Annotated in this window: 13 protein-coding genes and 1 pseudogene; 8 read left to right on the forward strand and 6 right to left on the reverse strand. The window is 71.4% G+C overall.

Features of this window, described 5'->3' with window-relative positions:
• Both ACH47Z_RS04745 and ACH47Z_RS04750 read right to left on the reverse strand, forming a co-directional pair.
• Positions 1-1,533, reverse strand: coding sequence for an alpha-N-arabinofuranosidase (locus tag ACH47Z_RS04745; protein WP_399070509.1), 1,533 nt, complete (start codon positions 1,531-1,533; stop codon positions 1-3).
• A 298-nt stretch (positions 1,534-1,831) separates the two neighbouring features.
• A complete protein-coding gene (locus tag ACH47Z_RS04750; RefSeq protein WP_399070511.1) occupies positions 1,832-2,185 on the reverse strand; it encodes a winged helix-turn-helix transcriptional regulator in 354 nt (117 codons plus the stop codon).
• 79 nt (positions 2,186-2,264) lie between these two features.
• Here ACH47Z_RS04750 and ACH47Z_RS04755 point away from each other — a divergent pair, with 79 nt between their 5' ends.
• The 3 genes from ACH47Z_RS04755 to ACH47Z_RS04765 all read left to right on the forward strand — a co-directional run bounded on the left by ACH47Z_RS04755 (position 2,265) and on the right by ACH47Z_RS04765 (position 7,045).
• Complete coding sequence (locus ACH47Z_RS04755; protein ID WP_399070513.1) at positions 2,265-3,152, forward strand: NAD(P)-dependent oxidoreductase; 888 nt, start codon at positions 2,265-2,267, stop codon at positions 3,150-3,152.
• An 805-nt stretch (positions 3,153-3,957) separates the two neighbouring features.
• Positions 3,958-4,911, forward strand: a complete 954-nt coding sequence (locus ACH47Z_RS04760) for a LysR family transcriptional regulator (protein ID WP_399070515.1) — start codon at positions 3,958-3,960, stop codon at positions 4,909-4,911.
• A 172-nt stretch (positions 4,912-5,083) separates the two neighbouring features.
• Positions 5,084-7,045, forward strand: a complete 1,962-nt coding sequence (locus ACH47Z_RS04765) for a collagenase (RefSeq protein WP_399070517.1) — start codon at positions 5,084-5,086, stop codon at positions 7,043-7,045.
• A gap of 74 nt (positions 7,046-7,119) precedes the next feature.
• Here the strand turns inward: ACH47Z_RS04765 and ACH47Z_RS04770 are convergent, their stop codons facing one another.
• The gene (locus tag ACH47Z_RS04770) at positions 7,120-8,574 is read right to left on the reverse strand and encodes a glyceraldehyde-3-phosphate dehydrogenase (protein WP_399070519.1); all 1,455 of its coding nucleotides are present in this window, start codon (positions 8,572-8,574) and stop codon (positions 7,120-7,122) included.
• Between the two features lie 212 nt (positions 8,575-8,786).
• Here ACH47Z_RS04770 and ACH47Z_RS04775 point away from each other — a divergent pair, with 212 nt between their 5' ends.
• Positions 8,787-9,995 carry a mannosyltransferase family protein gene (locus ACH47Z_RS04775; protein WP_399070521.1) on the forward strand — a complete coding sequence of 403 codons (1,209 nt, stop codon included), beginning with the start codon at positions 8,787-8,789 and terminating at the stop codon, positions 9,993-9,995.
• Between the two features lie 109 nt (positions 9,996-10,104).
• Here the strand turns inward: ACH47Z_RS04775 and ACH47Z_RS04780 are convergent.
• Positions 10,105-11,288, reverse strand: a pseudogene (locus tag ACH47Z_RS04780) (Cmx/CmrA family chloramphenicol efflux MFS transporter).
• Positions 11,289-11,617: 329 nt separating this feature from the next.
• Positions 11,618-11,932, reverse strand: coding sequence for a hypothetical protein (locus ACH47Z_RS04785; protein ID WP_399070523.1), 315 nt, complete (start codon positions 11,930-11,932; stop codon positions 11,618-11,620).
• A gap of 284 nt (positions 11,933-12,216) precedes the next feature.
• On the opposite strand from ACH47Z_RS04785, the gene ACH47Z_RS04790 reads away from it, so the two are divergent.
• The 4 genes from ACH47Z_RS04790 to ACH47Z_RS04805 all read left to right on the forward strand — a co-directional run bounded on the left by ACH47Z_RS04790 (position 12,217) and on the right by ACH47Z_RS04805 (position 16,824).
• The gene (locus tag ACH47Z_RS04790; RefSeq protein ID WP_399070525.1) at positions 12,217-13,047 is read left to right on the forward strand and encodes a PP2C family protein-serine/threonine phosphatase; all 831 of its coding nucleotides are present in this window, start codon (positions 12,217-12,219) and stop codon (positions 13,045-13,047) included.
• 440 nt (positions 13,048-13,487) lie between these two features.
• On the forward strand, positions 13,488-14,507 hold the full coding sequence (locus ACH47Z_RS04795; protein WP_399070527.1) for an MASE1 domain-containing protein: 1,020 nt from the start codon (positions 13,488-13,490) through the stop codon (positions 14,505-14,507).
• Between the two features lie 104 nt (positions 14,508-14,611).
• Positions 14,612-15,034 carry a MarR family winged helix-turn-helix transcriptional regulator gene (locus tag ACH47Z_RS04800; protein WP_399070529.1) on the forward strand — a complete coding sequence of 141 codons (423 nt, stop codon included), beginning with the start codon at positions 14,612-14,614 and terminating at the stop codon, positions 15,032-15,034.
• A gap of 131 nt (positions 15,035-15,165) precedes the next feature.
• Positions 15,166-16,824 carry an MFS transporter gene (locus tag ACH47Z_RS04805; protein WP_399071359.1) on the forward strand — a complete coding sequence of 553 codons (1,659 nt, stop codon included), beginning with the start codon at positions 15,166-15,168 and terminating at the stop codon, positions 16,822-16,824.
• Between the two features lie 29 nt (positions 16,825-16,853).
• Here ACH47Z_RS04805 and ACH47Z_RS04810 read toward each other — a convergent pair whose 3' ends face one another.
• Positions 16,854-17,477, reverse strand: coding sequence for a DedA family protein (locus ACH47Z_RS04810; RefSeq protein ID WP_399070531.1), 624 nt, complete (start codon positions 17,475-17,477; stop codon positions 16,854-16,856).
• Between the last annotated feature and the right edge of the window lie 30 nt (positions 17,478-17,507).

Genomic DNA, 17,507 nt, shown 5'->3' on the forward strand with positions numbered 1-17,507 from the left:
TCAGCCCTCCACGGTCAGGGGAGCCTGGACGGTCACGAAGGAGTGCGGGGGCAGGGTCAGCGCCAGCCCCCGGTCCGTGACCCGTACGCCGTCGCCGTCGAAGGCGCGCGGGGCCACCGCCTCCGGTGCCTGCGGGGTGTTGTGCGCCTGGAGCTTGTCCGCCGTGAGGATCCGCGCCCGCGCCTCACCGATCCGGCCGCCGCGCAGGTCCAGGGTCACCTCGGCGGCCTCCTCGGCGTCCAGGTTGCTCAGCGAGACGAGGACGGTCCCGTCCTTCACACTGGCCGAGACGGACACCGTCTCCAGCTCGGCGTCCCCGACGGCGCGCCGGGCGCCGTCCGCGCGCAGATGAACGGGGAGTGAAGTGGCGTCCTGGTGGCCCTTGTTCATCTCGAAGACGTGGTACGTCGGTGTCCGCACCAGTGCGTCCCCGTCGGTGAGCACCATGGCCTGGAGCACGTTGACGGTCTGCGCGATGTTGGCCATGACCAGGCGGGCGGCGTGCCGGTGGAAGACGTCGAAGTGGGTGCTCGCCACGAGCGCGTCCCGCAGCGTGTTCTGCTGGAACAGGAAGCCCGGGTTGGTGCCCGGCTCGACGTCCCACCAGGTGCCCCACTCGTCCAGCACGAGGCCGACCGTGCGCCCCGGGTCGTAGCAGTCCATGACGGTGGAGTGACCGGTGAGGATGCGGTCGACGCGCCGGGCGGAGACCATCGTGCGGTAGTAGTCGTCGGTGTCGAAGACCGTGGCGCTGCCCTTGGCCTCCCAGGGTCCGGCCAGCGTGTAGTAGTGGACGGACAGCGCCTGGTAGTAGGTGCGCGGAGTGGCCTCGCAGCCGAAGCAGTTGATCTGCCGCATCAGCGTCTCGGTCCACTTGTAGTCCTCGTCGGAGGCGCCCGAGGCGATCCGGTACAGCTTGTTGTCGCCGTGGTCACGGCAGTACGTGCCGTACTGGCGGGCCAGGTCGGCGAAGTACTCGGCGCGCATGTTTCCGCCACAGCCCCAGGTCTCGTTGCCGAGGCCCCAGAACCTCACCCGCCACGGCTCCTCGCGCCCGTTCTCCTTGCGTAGCCGCACCGTCGGGCTGTCGCCCGCCCGGGTGAGGTACTCGACCCACTCGCTCATCTCGCGGACCGTGCCGCTGCCCACGTTGCCGCTGATGTACGGCTCCGCGCCGAGCAGTTCGCACAGGGCCATGAACTCGTGGGTGCCGAAGTGGTTGTTCTCCTCGACGTTCCCCCAGTGGGTGTTGACCATCCGGGGCCGCTGCTCGCGGGGTCCGATGCCGTCCTGCCAGTGGTACTCGTCGGCGAAACAGCCGCCCGGCCAGCGCAGGTTGGGAATGTCCAGGGCGCGCAGTGCCTCGACGACGTCCAGGCGGATACCGCCCTCGTTCGGGATCGGGGAGTCCTCACCGACCCAGAACCCGCCGTAGACACACCGGCCGAGATGCTCGGCGAAGTGCCCGTACAGGTGGCGGCTGATCGTGGGGCCCTCGATGTCGAGGTTGATGATCGCGGTGGCGGTGGGCACGCGGTACTCCAATCCGAGATCGTTTGTATCGATAAAAAATCACATCGGGATCGGGGCGCGTCAAGAGGCCGGGAGCCGGCGGTATCGGGAGGGGCAGGGGGAGGGAGGGGCATCCGGTACGCGTGCACCTGCCCCGTTGAGGGGCGGGCCGGGTCGCGTTGGCGGGCCGCCCCTCTCGTACACCCACTTTTTTGTGCGTACTTGGCAGCCGGTACCTGGCCGGGAGAGGCTCGTCCCACGAGGTCAGGGACGTGCGCGGTGGCACAACGGACGGGGGTGGAGGTGTGGCGACCGCGCGTCAGAAGGACGCGACCCCGCGTTCGCGGAGGCGCTCCAGGCGGCGGTGTCCCCAGTCCGAGACGGGGCCCAGGGCCTCGGACAGGTCGCGGCCGAAAGCGGTCAGCGAGTAGACGGTCTTCGGCGGCAGCACGTCGTGCACCTCGCGGTGCACCAGGCCGTCCTCCTCCATCTCGCGCAGCGCCTGCGTCAGCACCTTCTCACTCAGCCCCGGCAGTCGGCGCCGCAGGGCGGCGGGCCGGTGCGGGCCGGACTCCAGCAGCCACAGCAGGGACGTCTTCCACTTGCCGTCGATCACGGCGATCGCGGCGGTCACCCCGCAGACGTTCGGGTCCTGGGCGCGGCTGCGTGTCATTGGCGTCCTCGGTTCCTCACCAGGCCGTAAGGCCATTTTCTTGAACACGTATGTTTCGCACACGTACAGGAGTTGGAACATGTCCGCATCCTCGAATCTTCCTGCCGTCACCGTGCTCGGACTCGGCCCCATGGGCCGCTCGCTGGCCGCCGCGTTCCTGGGAGCGGGGGCGCGTACGACGGTCTGGAACCGTACGCCGGGCAGGGACCGAGAGCTGATCGAGCGGGGCGCCGCCGGTGCCGGCTCGGCCGAGGAGGCCGTGGCCGCCTCCGACCTCACCGTGGTGTGCGTGGTGGACTACGACGCGGTCGACCAACTGCTGCGGCCCGAGGCGGTTACGCGTGCGCTGAAGGGCCGTACCGTGGTGAACCTGACCGCGGACACCCCCGGACGGGCCCGGGACATGGCGGACTGGGCGGCCGCACACAGCATCCGCTACCTGGACGGCGCGATCATGACCCCGGCGCCCAGCATCGGAACACCGGAGGCCGTGTTCCTGCACAGCGGCCCGCAGGACCTGTACGAGGAGCACCGACCTGTCCTGGCGGCGCTGGGCGGGACGCACACCCACCTCGGCGAGGAGATCGGGCGCGCGGCGACGTTCGACATCGCGCTGCTGGACATCTTCTGGACCGCCATGGCGGGCTACGCCCACGCCATGGCGATCGCCCGGGCGGAAGGCGTCACCGCCGGCGAACTGGCCCCCTTCGCGCAGGGCATCGGCGCGATCCTGCCACCCCTGTTCGCCACGTTCGCCCAGGACGCCGACGAGGGCACCTACTCCGGCGAGATCAACCCCATCACCTCGGCCGTCTCGACCATGTCCCACGTCATCGCCCTCTCCGAGTCCCACGGCATCGACGCGGGCGTGATGCGCGCCGCGGAGGCCATGGCCCGCCGCGCCATCGGGCTGGGCCACGGGACGGACGGCTTCATCCGCACCACCGAGGTACTGGGCCGCCGGTGAGGGGGCCGAGCGGCGCGGGGCGCTGCGCCGGCGCTGAGAGATCAGGGCCGCGCTGGAGTGGGGCGGGGTCGGGGCGGGGCGGCACCGGTCCACCCCCGAGAAGCGTCGGCCACCCTCGGGGCGGGCTCCGGGGCCGGTGGGCCGGGGCCGAGGTCGTCGGTGCCGTGTGCTCGGCCAGGGCCTGGGGGCGGCGGTGCGGTGGGTTCGGTGCGGGTCGGAGGCCGGTGGTTGTGTGGTGCGGGTTCGGGTTCCGGGGTGGGGTGTCCTGTCTGGCCTTGGGCCGGTGGTTGTGTGTGTTCGGCGCGGCTGTGAGGCCGTCCGTGCGGTGTGCTCGGTTCGGGCTCGAGGCCGGTAGTTCCGTGCTGTCGGTCTGGGTCCCGGGGCGGGGTGTCCTGCCTGGCCCCGGGCCGGTGGTTGTGTGGTGCGGGTTTGGGGTCCGGGGTGGGGTGTCCTGCCTGGGCCGTGGCCGGTGGCTGTGTGTTCGGCGTGGCTGCGTGGCCGTCGGTGCCGTGTGATGGGTGCGGGCCGGAGGCCGGTGGTTGCGTGCCGTGGGTCTGGGGCCCGAGGTCGGCGGATCCTTGCGGCCGGGCTGGGGCCTGAGGTGAGGCGGACCTCCGGCCCGGCCCCGGGGATGGTGGGCTGTCTGCTCGCCCGGACCCCCAAGGTCGGCTGACCTGCCCCTTGTGTCGGGTGCGGCACAATGGAACGCTTCGGGCCGCCGGGTGTGGTCAGGTGCGGCGGTGGTGGTGAGCGGCGGGGTTTCCGGGGCGGGTGGTACTCGGGTGTGGGGATGAGGAGGGGTGCGATGGAGCTGGAGCTGCGGCATCTGCGGGTGGTGTGCGCGATCGCCGACGTCGGCAGTGTGGGGCGCGCGGCGGCACAGCTCGGGTATTCGCAGCCCGCCGTGAGCACTCAACTGCGCCGTATCGAACGGCACTTCGGCGAGCCCCTCTTCGAGCGCGGCACGAGTGGGGTGCGGCCCACCGCATACGGCGCCGAGGTGGTCGCCCAGGCCCGCGACGTGCTGGCCCGTGCCGACGCCATCGGTCACCGCCCGACGTCGTCGCGGCCTCGCCGTACGCTGCGCGTGGCCGCGACCAACTCGCCCATGCTGTCCGGCACGGTCTCCCGCGTTCGCACCCGGCTGCCGGAGCTGTCCCTCGCGGTCAACAGCGTCTACGCCTCCTCACGGATCGTGGAGCTGCTGGAGCAGGGCGCGGTGGACGCCGCGATCGCCGCCGACTACCCCGGCATGGAGCTGCGCCACTCGGACGCCGTGAAGCACCGCGGGATCGTCACCGAGCCGACGTTCGTCGCCCTGCCCTCCCGGCACCGGCTGCGCCAGTGCGCCCAGGTGCAGCTCGCGGACCTCGCCGAGGACGCGTGGTTCGTGACCCCGGACGACGGCGCCGGCTGGCCCGGGGTGTTCTACGACGCCTGCGCGGCGGCTGGCTTCACCCCGGTCACGGTCCATGAGTTCCTCGGCGACCAGAGCCAGCTGCAGAGCATGATCGCCGACGGTCTCGGGGTGTCGCTCGTCCAGCCGACGCTGCGGCCGATCCCGCACGTCGTGGTCAAACCGCTGGTCGGCTCGCCGCTGTGGTGCCGTTATGTGCTGGCCTGGCGGCCCGACACCGTCGACGACGAGGTCCTGGAGGCGCTGGCCCAGTCCGCCACGGCCGCGTACCGCGATCTCGTCGCCCAGGCACCCCATCTGCGGGCCTGGGCCTCGCGCACCTGGAGCGTCACCGGGGTGTAGCGGCACGTCGGCACGGCTGCCTGTCGGCACGTCACGAGCACACCGCGATGTTATGAGGCGTCAGTGTCATGTGCTATGTCACACGGCATTGTTGGAGCGCGCGGCCCGCTGAGACAGTGCCTCACACGCCTCAACACCCCACCGAGGCGCATCCCTTCGTGGAGGAACCCCGATGCGCTATCGCTTCGCGCTGCCCAGACGCATGCCCGGCCGCAGCCACCCTCGTACGGCCACGCGCATGGCCGGTGCCGTGGTCGTCTGTGTCACCGTGGCCGGACTGCTGTCCACGCCCGCGCTGGCGGCCCCGCAGCGGCCGCACACAGCTGCCGCCACCGCGCCCCGGCAGCACGCGTCCACACCGTCGCCGACCGGCGCGACCACCCCCGTCACCGAGCGTCCCGCGAGCCAGGCCCGGCGGCTCAGCCCGGACCGGCTCCCGCCTCTGCAGCCCCTCTCGGCCCATCCGGCCCGAAGGGCGGCCAAGGCGGCCTCCTGCACTCCGGCCGATTTCGGCAGCCGTACCGGCTCCGCCCTCGTGTCCTTCGTGAAGGCCTCGTCCACGGACTGCGTCAACACCCTGTTCTCGGTGACCGGCAAAGACGCGCACGACGTCTTCCGGCAGGCCCAGATGCTCAGCGTGGCGGCCGCGTACACCCGCACGGCCAAGCTGTACCGCGGCGACAACTCGGGCGGCCTGGAGCAGCTGGTGCTCTTCCTGCGAGCCGGTTACTACGTGCAGTTCAACCACTCCGCGGACGTGGGCGCGTACACCACCCGCCTCACCACGGCCGTCACGGCGGGCCTGGACGCCTTCTTCGCCCGGTCGTACTCGCGTGATGTCACGGCGGTCAACGGCGACATCCTCGGCGAGACCGTCATCCTCACCGACAGCGCCGACCAGCAGGGCCGCTATCTCTCCGTGTACCGGCGGCTGCTGAACGACTACGACAGCTCGTACGACTCCGTCGACAGCATGGTCAGGGCCGTCAACAACGTCTACACCCCGCTGTGGCGCGGCAACTGGAACCCCGACTACGTCAAGGCGGTCGAGGCCGACCCGGGCATCATCGACACCCTGGACGACTTCGCGCTCGCCAACACCGACCTGCTCGGCACCGACCGGGCGTTCCTGGACTCCAACGCCGGGATGAACCTGGCCCGTTACGTCGAGCACCCCGAACTGCAGGACACCGTCCGCCCGTTGACCAAGGACCTGCTCGAGGAGACCGCGATGACCGGCCCCACGGCCGGGCTCTGGGTCGCCGTGGCCACGCAGGCGAACGCCTACGACAGCGCCAACTGCGCGTACTACGACGTCTGCGACCTGCCCGGCAAGCTGACCAGGGCCGTCCTGCCGGTCAGTCGCCGGTGCGACGCGAACGTCAGCATCCTCGCCCAGTCGCTGACCGCCGCCGACCTCGACTCCGCCTGCGCCAGTGTGCTGAACCAGAGCGCCTACTTCCGCGGTGTGGTGAAGGCCGACGGAGAGATACCCGGCCAGTACGTGTCCAGCATCCAGCTCGTGGTCTTCGCCAGCCGCGCCGACTACCAGACCTACGCCGGCCCGATCTACGGCATCAGCACCGACAACGGCGGCATGACCCTGGACGGTGACCCGTCCGACCCGGCCAACCACGTCACGTCGATCATGTACCAGAAGGACTACGACGACGGTTTCACGGCCCGGATATGGAACCTCAACCACGAGTACACGCACTTCCTCGACGGCCGCGACGACATGAAGGGCGCCTTCGACCAGCAGATCTCGGTGCCGGACATCTGGTGGATCGAGGGCCTGGCCGAGTACGTCTCCTACAGCTACCGGGGTCTCGCCGACGACCAGGCCACCCAGGAGGCCGGAAAGCACACGTACAAGCTGAGCACCCTGTGGCAGAGCACCTACGACAACAGCGACGTGATCCGCACCTACCCGTGGGGCTATCTCGCCGTGCGCTACATGGCCGAGAAGCACCCTGACGACCTCCAGCACATGCTCGCCCGCTTCCGCGTCGGTGACTACGCCGGCGGATACGCCGTCTACCACGACGGCATCGGCACCCGCTACGACGCCGACTTCGACCAGTGGCTGACCGCGTGTGCCGCGGGCGCCTGCGCCAGGCCGGCGAAGGCCTGACCGCACGCGCCCCAGCACAACGGCCGCCGACCGGAGAACCCGGTCGGCGGCCGTACGCGTGTCGACGAAACGGATCAGACCGCCGTCGCCGGGAACGTCGGGTACTCGACGCCCGAGACGTGCTGGACGACGCGGACGACCTGGCAGGAGTAGCCGAACTCGTTGTCGTACCAGAGGTAGAGGATCGCGTTGTCGCCGTCGACCTTGAGGGCGCCGGCGTCCACGATCGAGGCGTGGCGCGAGCCGATGAAGTCGCTGGAGACCGCGTCGGGCGCCGTGATGAAGTCGATCTGGCGGCGCAGCGGCGAGGTCAGCGAGACCTCGCGCAGGTAGTCGTGGACCTCCTCGCGGGTGGCCTCGCGGGCCAGCTGCAGGTTGAGGATCGCGATCGAGACGTCCGGCACCGGGACGCGGATCGAGCTGCCGCTGATCTTCGCCTTGAGGTCGGGCAGGGCCTTGGCGACTGCAGAGGCGGCACCCGTCTCGGTGATCACCATGTTGAGCGGCGCGGAGCGGCCCCGGCGCTCGGACTTGTGGTAGTTGTCCAGCAGGTTCTGGTCGTTGGTGAACGAGTGGACGGTCTCCACATGGCCCCGCAGCACACCGTACTCGTCGTCCATCGCCTTCAGCGGCGGGACGATCGCGTTGGTCGTGCAGGAGGCGCAGGACAGGATCCGCTCGTCCGGCTTGACGGTGTCGTGGTTGACGCCGTGCACGATGTTCGGGACGTCGCCCTTGCCCGGCGCGGTCAGCACGACCTTGTCGATGCCGGGGCGCAGGTGACGGGAGAGGCCCTCGCGGTCGCGCCACTTGCCGGTGTTGTCGATGAGGATGGCGTCCCGGATGCCGTACTCGGTGTAGTCCACGTGCGACGGGTCGTCGGCGTAGATCACCTTGATCGCGTTGCCGTTGGCGACGATCGTGCTGGTGTCCTCGTCCACGGTGATCGTGCCCTGGAACTGGCCGTGGATGGAGTCACGGCGCAGCAGCGAGGCGCGCTTGACGAGATCCTCGGCGGCCCGGCCGCCGCCGCCGCGCACAACGATGGCACGCAGGCGCAGACCATTGCCGGAGCCGGCCTTCTCGATCAGCAGCCGGGCGACGAGCCGGCCGATGCGGCCGAAGCCGTACAGGACGACGTCGCGCGGCTCACGGCGCTCGATCTTGTTGCCGCCGGTGGCACCGGCGACGGCCTCGGCGGTGAACTCCGCCACGCTCAGGCCCCGGTCGTCGGCCTTGTACGTGCTGGCCAGCATGCCGAGGTCGATCTGGGAGGGCCCGAGGTCGAGGGTGGCGAGGGCCTGCAGGAACGGCATGGTCTCGGTGACCGACAGCTCCGCGCCGGCGATCTGCCGGGCGAAGCGGTGCGTCTTCAGGATGCTGACCACCGACTTGTTCACCAGGGAGCGGCTGTGCAGCAGGACGGTCACGTCCCGCTCGCGGTGCAGCTTCCCGATGAGCGGGATCATCGACTCCGCGATCTCCTCGCGGATCTTCCAGTTGGTGAACGAGTCGTCGTTGACAGTCACTACATCCATCTTTCGAGCTAGGGAGCGCTCATATGTTTACCACACCCTATGTCGATCTTTCCGGGAGCCGTCATCGGGGTGCCGGTCGGGGTTGTTTGCCAGGATTGCCCCGATTCCGAAAGAAGGGGGAATTTCCTGAATCAGGGTGGAAGTGTGTAAGAAACCCGGGTCGCGGATTGAACGTCTTACCAGGCGTGTTCAAGGTCAATAGGGTGAGTACCTCATCCGTACCCCGGCCCGAGTCGGCCGCCCCCAGTCGTCCGCTCCGACGACCGACCCTGCCCCGGATCGCCCGACGCGGGATCCCCGAGGGCGCGCTGCCGGCCCTCGCCCTGTTCGCGGCAGTCCGGTTCGCCGGGATTCTGGTGGTGATCCTCACCAACGCCCAGCGCGGCCACCCGCTCGTCAAGAGCCTCGCGCACTCCTGGGACTCCCGCTGGTATCTGCACATCGCCGCCCACGGCTACGGCCACAAGATCTGGATCACCCCGCAGGGCGCCGTCCAGGCCGACTGGGCCTTCTTCCCCCTGTACCCGGGCATGATCAGAGCGCTGACCACGGTCCTGCCGCTCACCCCCGGCCAGGCCGCGCTGCTGATCTCCTGGATCGCCGCCGTCGTCGCGGCGTACGGCGTCTACGCCATCGGTCACATGCTCTACGGGCGCGGCGTCGCCACCGCACTGGTCGCCCTGTGGGCCGCGATGCCGCACGCCGTCGAACTGACCATCGCCTACACCGAGTCGCTGTTCGCCGCGCTCGCCATCTGGTCCCTCTACCACGTGCTCAAGGGCCGCTGGCTGTGGGCCGGGACGCTCGCCGCGCTGGCGGGTCTGGCCCGGCCCAGCGGTTTCGCGATCGCGCTGGCCGTCTCCCTCGCCGCCGCCTACGAGGTGCTACGACAGCGCGGCCGGGTCCCGGTGAGCCTGTGGGCCGGCGCCGTGCTCGCCCCGCTGGGCTGGCTCGGCTATGTGCTGTGGGTCGGAAGCCAGACCGGAGACCTGCTCGGCGGCTACTTCAAGGTGCAGAGCGCCTGGGACTCCAAGTTCGACGGCGGCATCGGCTCGGCCAAGTTCGTCAAGGCCCTGCTGCTGCACGGCGGGGGCGTGGTCTACCCGATGGCCCTGGTGCTCGTCGCCGCGGGCGTCCTGCTGTTCGCGCTGCTGTGCCTGGAGCGGGCCCCGCTGGCGCTGCTGGTCTTCTCCGGCGTCCTGATCCTGCTCGTGGTCGGCGCATCCGGCTCCTTCTCCTCCAAGCCGAGGTTCCTGCTGCCGGCCTTCCCGCTGCTGATCCCCATGGCCCGTGCGCTGATGCGGACCTGGCGGGTCCGCCCGGCCCACGCGGTGCTCGTCTACGGCACCCTCACCGTCGTGTCCCTGCTGTTCGGCGCCTATGTGACGGCGGTGGCCAAGTCCCCGCTGTGAGCCACGGCCGGCGGGTCCTACGGCGCCGGGCGCGTGCCCTCGTGGGGAATCCCGGGGGTTTGTGCCCGGCGCGTCGAGCGGCGGGCCTCCCGCGCCGGGCGCGCGGGGCTCACGGGGCCGGGGGCGCCTGCCGGGCGAGGGGTGGGCGAAGGCGTTCCACGACGGGGCCGAGGGCCGGCGCGGTGAACGCCGGTGCCATCAGCAGGACGCTGACCCAGACCGGGGAGCGGTAGCCGAGCCCGCCGTCGATCGCGGCACCGCCCAGGAGCGGGCCGAGGGCGGCGCCGACGTTCAGCGCCGACGTCGCGAACGCGCCCGCGAGGGACGGTGCGTCCGCCGCCTCGTACAGCACCCGGGTGATCAGCGTCGAGCCGACGCCGAACGCCAGCAGCCCCAGGACCGGGACGAGCAGCACGGCCGCCGCCGTGTGCCCGGCGACCACGGCCAGCAGCGCCCAGCCGGCGAGCAGCGCGGCCCCGCCCGCAGGACCGGCAGGGGCCGCCGGTCCGCCAGCCGGCCCGCCGACGTCACCCCGGCGAACGCGCCGGCCCCGAACAGCGCCAGCACACCCGGCACCCACGCGGCCCCGAGTCCGGTCACCTCCGTGGCCAGCGGCGCGAGGTAGGTGAAGGTGCAGAAGGTGGCGCCGTTGACGAGCGCGCCGAGGCCCAGCGTCACCAGCAGCCGGCGCCGGCGCAGCACCCGCAGCTCCGCACGTGCCCCGGTGCCGGGCCGGTCCGGCTCGCTCCGGCCGCCCGGCACCGAGCGGGCGATCGCGGCCGGCGCCGGCGCGGACAGCAGGACCACCGCCCAGAACGCCGAGCGCCAGCCCAGCAGATGCCCCAGGGCGGCACCGGCGGGCACCCCCATCACACAGGCGAGCGTGGTGCCGCCGAGCAGGACCGCGGTGGCCCGGCCCTTGGCGTCGGACGCGACCATGCCGGTCGCCGCCGTCAACCCGACGGCCAGGAAACCGGCGTTGGCGAGGGCCGCGAGGACCCGGGTGGCCAGCAGGACGGCGAAGTCGGAGGTGAGCGCCGCGACGACATGGACGGCCAGGAACACGCCCAGGAACACCAGCAGGGCCTGGCGTGGCGGCCGGCGCCGGCCGAGCAGCACCGTCAGCGGCGCCCCGACGATCATGCCGACGGCGAAGGCGGACGTGAGCGTGCCCGCGGCGGGGACGGAGACCCCGAGGTCCCGGGCGATGTCCGGCACTAGGCCGGCCAGCATGAACTCGGACGTGCCCTGGGCGAAGACGGCCAGCCCGAGCAGATAGAGAGCGAAAGGCATGAAGACTCCACACACCGTGTCGCGGACGGGTAGCGAGAACGCGGACCCGCGACGGTCACGACCGGTGAGTGCGGTCGTTCACGACAGATGAGCGCAGTCGGAATCGGACATCCAGCCGGGCGCACGGGTCAGTGCGTGCGGAACGGCGGTCCGGTGAGGGGCGTACGTCGCACGGCCTGCACGGCCTGCACGGCCTGGACGGAGAGACAGGACAAGAACGCCACCGGACGGCCGGTGACTAGCGCCTGGATGCCTCGGGACTGGACATGGGTGGCACGCCAACGCCTGGGCGCGGACGCGTGCCACCCGTTTTCGGCGTGGGCCGGCCGTCAGCGCGGGTTGAACACGATGCTGGCGAAGTGCGCGCCGCTGGGCGCCGACTTGCCCGGAGCGAGCCGCGTCGCCGCTCCCTTGCACTTCTTCTGCGTGTACACGACCAGCGGTTTCTTCATGGCGTTGCGGGCGCCGCGCGCCTCCTGCCCCATGTCGAGGCACTTGTTCTCCGGCGGGTTCTCCAGGTAGTACGCCTTGCCCTGGGGGCCGACCCAGACGAACATGCCGTCCGCGGCGAGCGCGGAACCGGCGGTGGTCAGGGCGAGGGCGAGCCCGCCGAGTACGGCGACGAGCGGACGGCGCAGGCGCATGACGGTGATCCTCCGTGGGCGTGAAAAAAGGGGGGCGGGGGTGAAGGGGGGTGAGAGAAGGGGCGGCCCGGGGCCGCAGCCGTAATCTCCCATTCCGGTCCGGCGTGGCATGGGCCCGACACGGGCACGTCCACCGTCCGGGGGACGGCAGGGATCGCGCCGCTGACCCCCTTCACCGAAGCCCCGCCCAAAGGCGGGATCATCAGATTTCGGTAAAATCTAGGCGTTTGCCGAAAATTCAGGTGGGTGGCCGCCGAGGGTCACCGCCGCGCCGGAAGTGATCGATGCCCCGTAAGCGCTCCATGGACGAAGGCGACGAGCTGCTGGCCCGACTCGGCTCGCTCACCGCCCAGGCACGCGAACGCGCGGAGGTGCAGCGCAGCCAGGTCGAGCTGGCCATCGCCCTGCAGCGCGGGATGCTGCCCAGGGACCTGCCCACCGCTCCCGGCCTGCACCTCGCCGTGCGCTACACCCCGGCCAACCTCGGTCTCAACGTGGGCGGCGACTGGTACGACGCCTTCGCCCTGCCCGACGGCCGGATCGGGCTGTCCATCGGCGACGTCCAGGGGCACAACATCGAGGCCGCCGCCTTCATGGGCCAGGTGCGGGCCGGACTGCGCGCCCTCGCCTCGGTCACCGGCGACCCGGGCGAACTGCTCGCCCGTACCAACGAGCTGCTGCTCTCCCTGGGCAGCGACCTGTTCGCCACCTGCACCTTCATGCGCCTCGACCTGGAGAGCGGGGTGCTGGAGAGCGCCCGGGCCGGCCACATTCCCTTCGTGTGGGCCACGGCGGACGGCAGGTCGGGCGTCGTCGACGACGAGGGAGGGCCGCCGCTCGGCATCGGGCAGGGCATGGAGTACCCGGTGACCCGGCACAGGCTGACCACGGGCGGGGTGTTCGTCCTGCTCACCGACGGCGTGGTGGAGGGACCGTCGCTGACCATCGAGGACGGCCTCGACCAGGTGGTGCGCCTCGCCGGCATCGCCGCCGTCGCGAGCCTGGAGGCACACGCGCTGGCCGCCGCCGTGATCAAGGGCGCGGAAAGCGTCGGTCACGAGGACGACGCAGCGGTCCTCGTCGTCGGCCTGGACGTCCCCTGTACCCGCCCCTGACCGTCCTCGTTGTCGGTCGGGTGGGCCGGGTCTGCGGTCGTAGCCGTCTCGTTGTCGGCTGGCTGGGCCGGGTCCCTGGCCGTGACCGTCCTCGCCGTCGGCTGGGTGCGCTGTGTCTGCGGTCGTGGCCGTCCTCGCCGTCGGCTTGGACAGGGTCCTGCCCTCGGGCTCTGGCCGCCCCGTCGTCGGCCCGCGCGGGTCCTGCCCTGGGTCGTGCCTGTTCCGTGGTCGGCTTGGACGGGCTCTGCCCCCGGGCTCTGACCGTCTCGATCGGCCTGGACGGATCCCGCCCCGCCCCTGACCGCCCCGTCGTCGGCCCGCGCAGGCTCCGCCCCCGGCGCTACCAGCCGCCGGCCGGACACGGCCGCATTAGCCCATGGGAGCGGACGGCGCCCGCTCTCGCCTCGCCGAGCTGAGGGCGGCGGTGTGAGATTACTGCTGTGGTGGGTTATGAGGATCTGCGTCGGCCGGGCGGTTACGTCGTTCAGGTGCTGGCCGTCGGTGCCTGCTACTTCGCCGCGGGCCGGCTCGGGCTCATGCGGGAGCTGGTCGTCGAGGGGGCGGTCGTCACTCCCGTCTATCCCGCCAGCGGCGTGGCCGTAGCCGCCCTGCTGATCCTCGGTGTGCGTTGCTGGCCCGGCATCACGATCGGTGCCTACTTCGTCGTGCTGTCCATCGCCAGTCCCCGCCTCGACGTGCTCGGCACCCTCGCCGGTCAGACCGCCGCACCGGTGTGCGCGGCGCTGCTGCTGCGCCGGGCCTGTTTCCACACCGACCTCGGCCGGTTACGCGACGGCCTCGCCCTGGTGTTCCTGGGCGCGCTCGGCGCCATGCTGATCAGCGCGAGCGTGGGCGTCGGCCTCCTCGTCGTCACGGACCATCTGGCCGCACACAGCTTCTGGCCGGTCTGGCTGGCCTGGTGGGTGGGCGACGCGATGGGCGTCCTGCTCGTGACCCCGCTGCTGCTGTTGCTGCGGAGCGCCCGCCGGCCACCGCCCCTGGCCCGCTGGAAGGAGGCGACCGCGCTGGCCGTCGTCGCCTGCTGTCTGCTGCCGACCGCCGTCTACAGCTCGCTCAGCCTGCTCTACCTCGTCTACTCCCTCCTCATCTGGACCGCCCTGCGCTTCCAGCTCGCCGGCAGCGTGCTCTGCGCGCTGCTGACCTCCGTGCTCGCCACGGTGGCCGCGACGGACGGCGTCGGCGCCTTCGCCGGGCTGAGCCGGATCGAGGTCATGGCCAAGCTTCAGGCGTTCAACGGCTCGATGGCCCTGACCGCGCTGCTGCTGTCCGCCGTGATCACCGAACAGCGCAACACCCGCCGCTCGGTGGAGCAGGCCTGCCAGGAGCTGGTCGAGGTCCTGGAGCACCTCACCGCGGGCGAGGCCCCGCGACCGCGCCCCCGCCCGGACGCCGAGGGCCGGGAGGATCCACGTACCGGCCGGTCGCGCTCGACCTCATGACACCCGCCGCGGCGCCCACGGCTCGGTCCGCACGGTGCCACCGCCCGCCTGATTACTTACCCGTGGTTGAACAGTCCAGACTGATAAACCTACCGTTATCAAACATGGACACGGTTGCACTCGCCGCCGGACTCCGGCTGGCCATGGGCCGGATCGTCCGCCGACTGCGGCAGGCGCACGCGGTCGGGGACGTGTCGCTCTCCGGCGTCTCGGTGCTGGCCCGGCTCGCCCGCACGGGTCCGGACTCGCCCGGGGCGCTCGCCGAGCTGGAACGGGTCCGGCCGCAGGCGATGGCCAGTACGCTCGCCGGGCTCGAACAGCGCGGACTGGTGAGCCGTACCCCCGACACGGCCGACGGGCGCCGGGCCATCGTCTCCCTCACCGACGAGGGACGGGCCATGCTGGAGCAGCGCCGCTCCGAGTCCGTGGCCCGGCTGGCCCACGCCCTGGACGAGTTCACCCCGCGGGAACGCCAGGCCCTGCAGGACGCCCTGCCCCTGCTCGACCGACTGGCGGACCGGCTGTGAGCGGCAGTACGCCCGCCGCGGGCGTACGCGGCCGCCTCCTCGCCCGCTCGGCGCGCCTCAGGGATACGCCAGGCCCCGGCTACAAGTGGGTCGCCCTCTCCAACACCACGCTCGGCGTGCTGATCGCCACGATGGATGCCTCCATCGTGATCATCTCGCTGCCGGCTATCTTCCGCGGGATCGGCCTGGACCCGCTCGCGGTCGGCAACATCGGCTATCTGCTGTGGATGATCCTCGGCTATCTGCTGGTCTCGGCCGTGCTGGTGGTCGTCCTCGGCAGACTCGGCGACATGTTCGGCCGGGTCCGGATCTACAACCTGGGCTTCCTGGTCTTCGCCTGCGCCTCCGTCGCGCTGTCCCTCGACCCGTTCCGGGCCGGAGCGGGCGCGCTGTGGCTGATCCTGTGGCGCATCGTGCAGGCCTTCGGCGGATCGATGCTCACCGCCAACTCGGCCGCCATCCTCACCGACGCCTTCCCGGCCCGGCAGCGCGGCATGGCCCTCGGCATCAACCAGATCACCGCGCTCGCCGGGCAGTTCCTCGGTCTGCTCGCCGGCGGTCTGCTGGCCGTGGTCGACTGGCGGGCGGTGTTCTGGGTGAGCGTGCCGGTCAGCGTCACCGGCACCGTCTGGTCGTACCTGAGCCTGCGCGAGACCGCGGCCGGCGGACGCGGCCGTGTCGACTGGCTCGGCAACCTCACCTTCGCCACCGGCGCCGGCATCCTGCTCGCCGGCATCACCTACGGCATCCAGCCCTACGGCGGCCACTCCACCGGCTGGACCAACCCCTGGGTGCTCACCGGGCTGTGCGGCGGCCTCGTCCTGCTGCTGGTGTTCGGCTACGTCGAGACCCGGGTCCCCGAGCCCATGTTCCGGCTGTCGCTGTTCAGGGTGCGGGCGTTCGCCGCGGGCAACCTCGCCGCCCTGCTGACCGCGATCGCCCGCGGCGGGCTGCAGTTCATGCTCATCATCTGGCTCCAGGGCATCTGGCTGCCGCTGCACGGCTACGACTTCGGGGACACCCCGCTGTGGGCCGGCATCTTCATGCTGCCGCTCACCCTCGGCTTCCTGATCGCCGGGCCCGTCTCCGGCTATCTGTCCGACCGGTTCGGCGCCCGGCTCTTCTCCACCGCCGGGCTGCTCGTCGTCGCCGGGTCCTTCCTCGGCCTGCTCGCCCTCCCGGTGAACTTCGACTACGGGCTCTTCGCGGCGCTGCTGCTGCTCAACGGCCTGGGCCAGGGCATGTTCTCGGCGCCCAACACCTCCTCCATCATGGGCAGCGTGCCGGCCCGCCACCGGGGCGTGGCCTCCGGGATGCGCTCCACCTTCCAGAACTCGGGTACGGCCCTGTCCATCGGCGTCTTCTTCTCGCTGATGGTGTCCGGTCTCGCCGGCACGCTGCCGAAGACGCTCGCACACGGGCTCCAGGCGCACGGCGTCCCCGCCGGCACCGCCCACCAGGTCGCGACGCTGCCGCCGGTCAGCACCCTGTTCGCCACGTTCCTCGGCGACAACCCCGTCGGCCATCTGCTCGGCTCCGCCGGCACCCTGGACCGGCTGACCACCGCCCAGCGCGCCGCCCTGACCGGCCACACCTTCTTCCCCGAACTGGTCTCCGGCCCCTTCCACCACGGCCTGACCATCGTCTTCGGCGTGGCCGCCGGCATGGCCCTGGTCTCCGCGCTCGCCTCCGCCCTGCGCGGCGGCCACGAGCGCGCCGACGACGACACCCCCAAGGCCACGCACGACACGGAAGGACAGCCCGCGCGGGGCACAGCGCGCTCCTCGTGAGGGCGCGGCCGTCGCCGGCACCTCAGGGGTCAGTCCGCGCGGCGCCTGCGCACGACGTGCCGTACGACGAACGCCGCGACGAGGAGGGCGGCGGCGATGACGACGTACAGCAGATAGCGGTTGAACTCCTCGTAGATCACCGTGATGTGACTGCCCGCCACATAGGCCAGGGTCGTCCACAGACCCACCCACAGTGCCGCGCCGAGGGCGTTGAAGGCGAGGAAGCGGCGCCAGTGCATGCCGGAGGTGCCGGCGATGATTCCGTTGGCCTGGCGCAGGCCCTCGATGAACCGGGCCACGGTCACGATCTTGCCGCCGTGCCGGGCGAAGAACTCCTCGGCGGTCGCGAACCGCTCCGGCGTCAGAAAGACGTACTTCCCCCACCGGTGCACGAACGCCCGCCCGCCGACCCGGCCGATCAGATAGCCGATGTTGTCCCCGACGACGGCCGCGACGAAGGCGATGACCGCCACCGCCATGACGTTCAGCCGTCCCGCGCCCGCGTACACCCCCGCCGCGAGCAGGATCGTCTCGCCGGGCGCGGGCACCCCGAAGTCCTCCACCAGGACCACCGCGCCCACCGCCCAGTAACCGTAGTGTTCGAGCAGCGGGGCCAGATGAGCGAGCGGGCCCGGGAGCGGAGGGGCGGACATGACACCACGGTACGTCCGGGCGGGCCGCCG

The sequence above is a fragment of the Streptomyces sp. NPDC020192 genome, from assembly GCF_044388685.1.
Lineage (GTDB): Bacteria > Actinomycetota > Actinomycetes > Streptomycetales > Streptomycetaceae > Streptomyces.

What these genes read in the sequence shown, in the direction of transcription:
- ACH47Z_RS04750 (WP_399070511.1), bottom strand. Translation starts at nt 2,185, where the DNA reads ATGACACGCAGCCGCGCCCAGGACCCGAACGTCTGCGGGGTGACCGCC.
- ACH47Z_RS04755 (WP_399070513.1), top strand. Translation starts at nt 2,265, where the DNA reads ATGTCCGCATCCTCGAATCTTCCTGCCGTCACCGTGCTCGGACTCGGC.
- ACH47Z_RS04760 (WP_399070515.1), top strand. Translation starts at nt 3,958, where the DNA reads ATGGAGCTGGAGCTGCGGCATCTGCGGGTGGTGTGCGCGATCGCCGAC.
- ACH47Z_RS04765 (WP_399070517.1), top strand. Translation starts at nt 5,084, where the DNA reads ATGCGCTATCGCTTCGCGCTGCCCAGACGCATGCCCGGCCGCAGCCAC.
- ACH47Z_RS04785 (WP_399070523.1), bottom strand. Translation starts at nt 11,932, where the DNA reads ATGCGCCTGCGCCGTCCGCTCGTCGCCGTACTCGGCGGGCTCGCCCTC.
- ACH47Z_RS04790 (WP_399070525.1), top strand. Translation starts at nt 12,217, where the DNA reads ATGCCCCGTAAGCGCTCCATGGACGAAGGCGACGAGCTGCTGGCCCGA.
- ACH47Z_RS04800 (WP_399070529.1), top strand. Translation starts at nt 14,612, where the DNA reads ATGGACACGGTTGCACTCGCCGCCGGACTCCGGCTGGCCATGGGCCGG.
- ACH47Z_RS04805 (WP_399071359.1), top strand. Translation starts at nt 15,166, where the DNA reads ATGGATGCCTCCATCGTGATCATCTCGCTGCCGGCTATCTTCCGCGGG.
- ACH47Z_RS04810 (WP_399070531.1), bottom strand. Translation starts at nt 17,477, where the DNA reads ATGTCCGCCCCTCCGCTCCCGGGCCCGCTCGCTCATCTGGCCCCGCTG.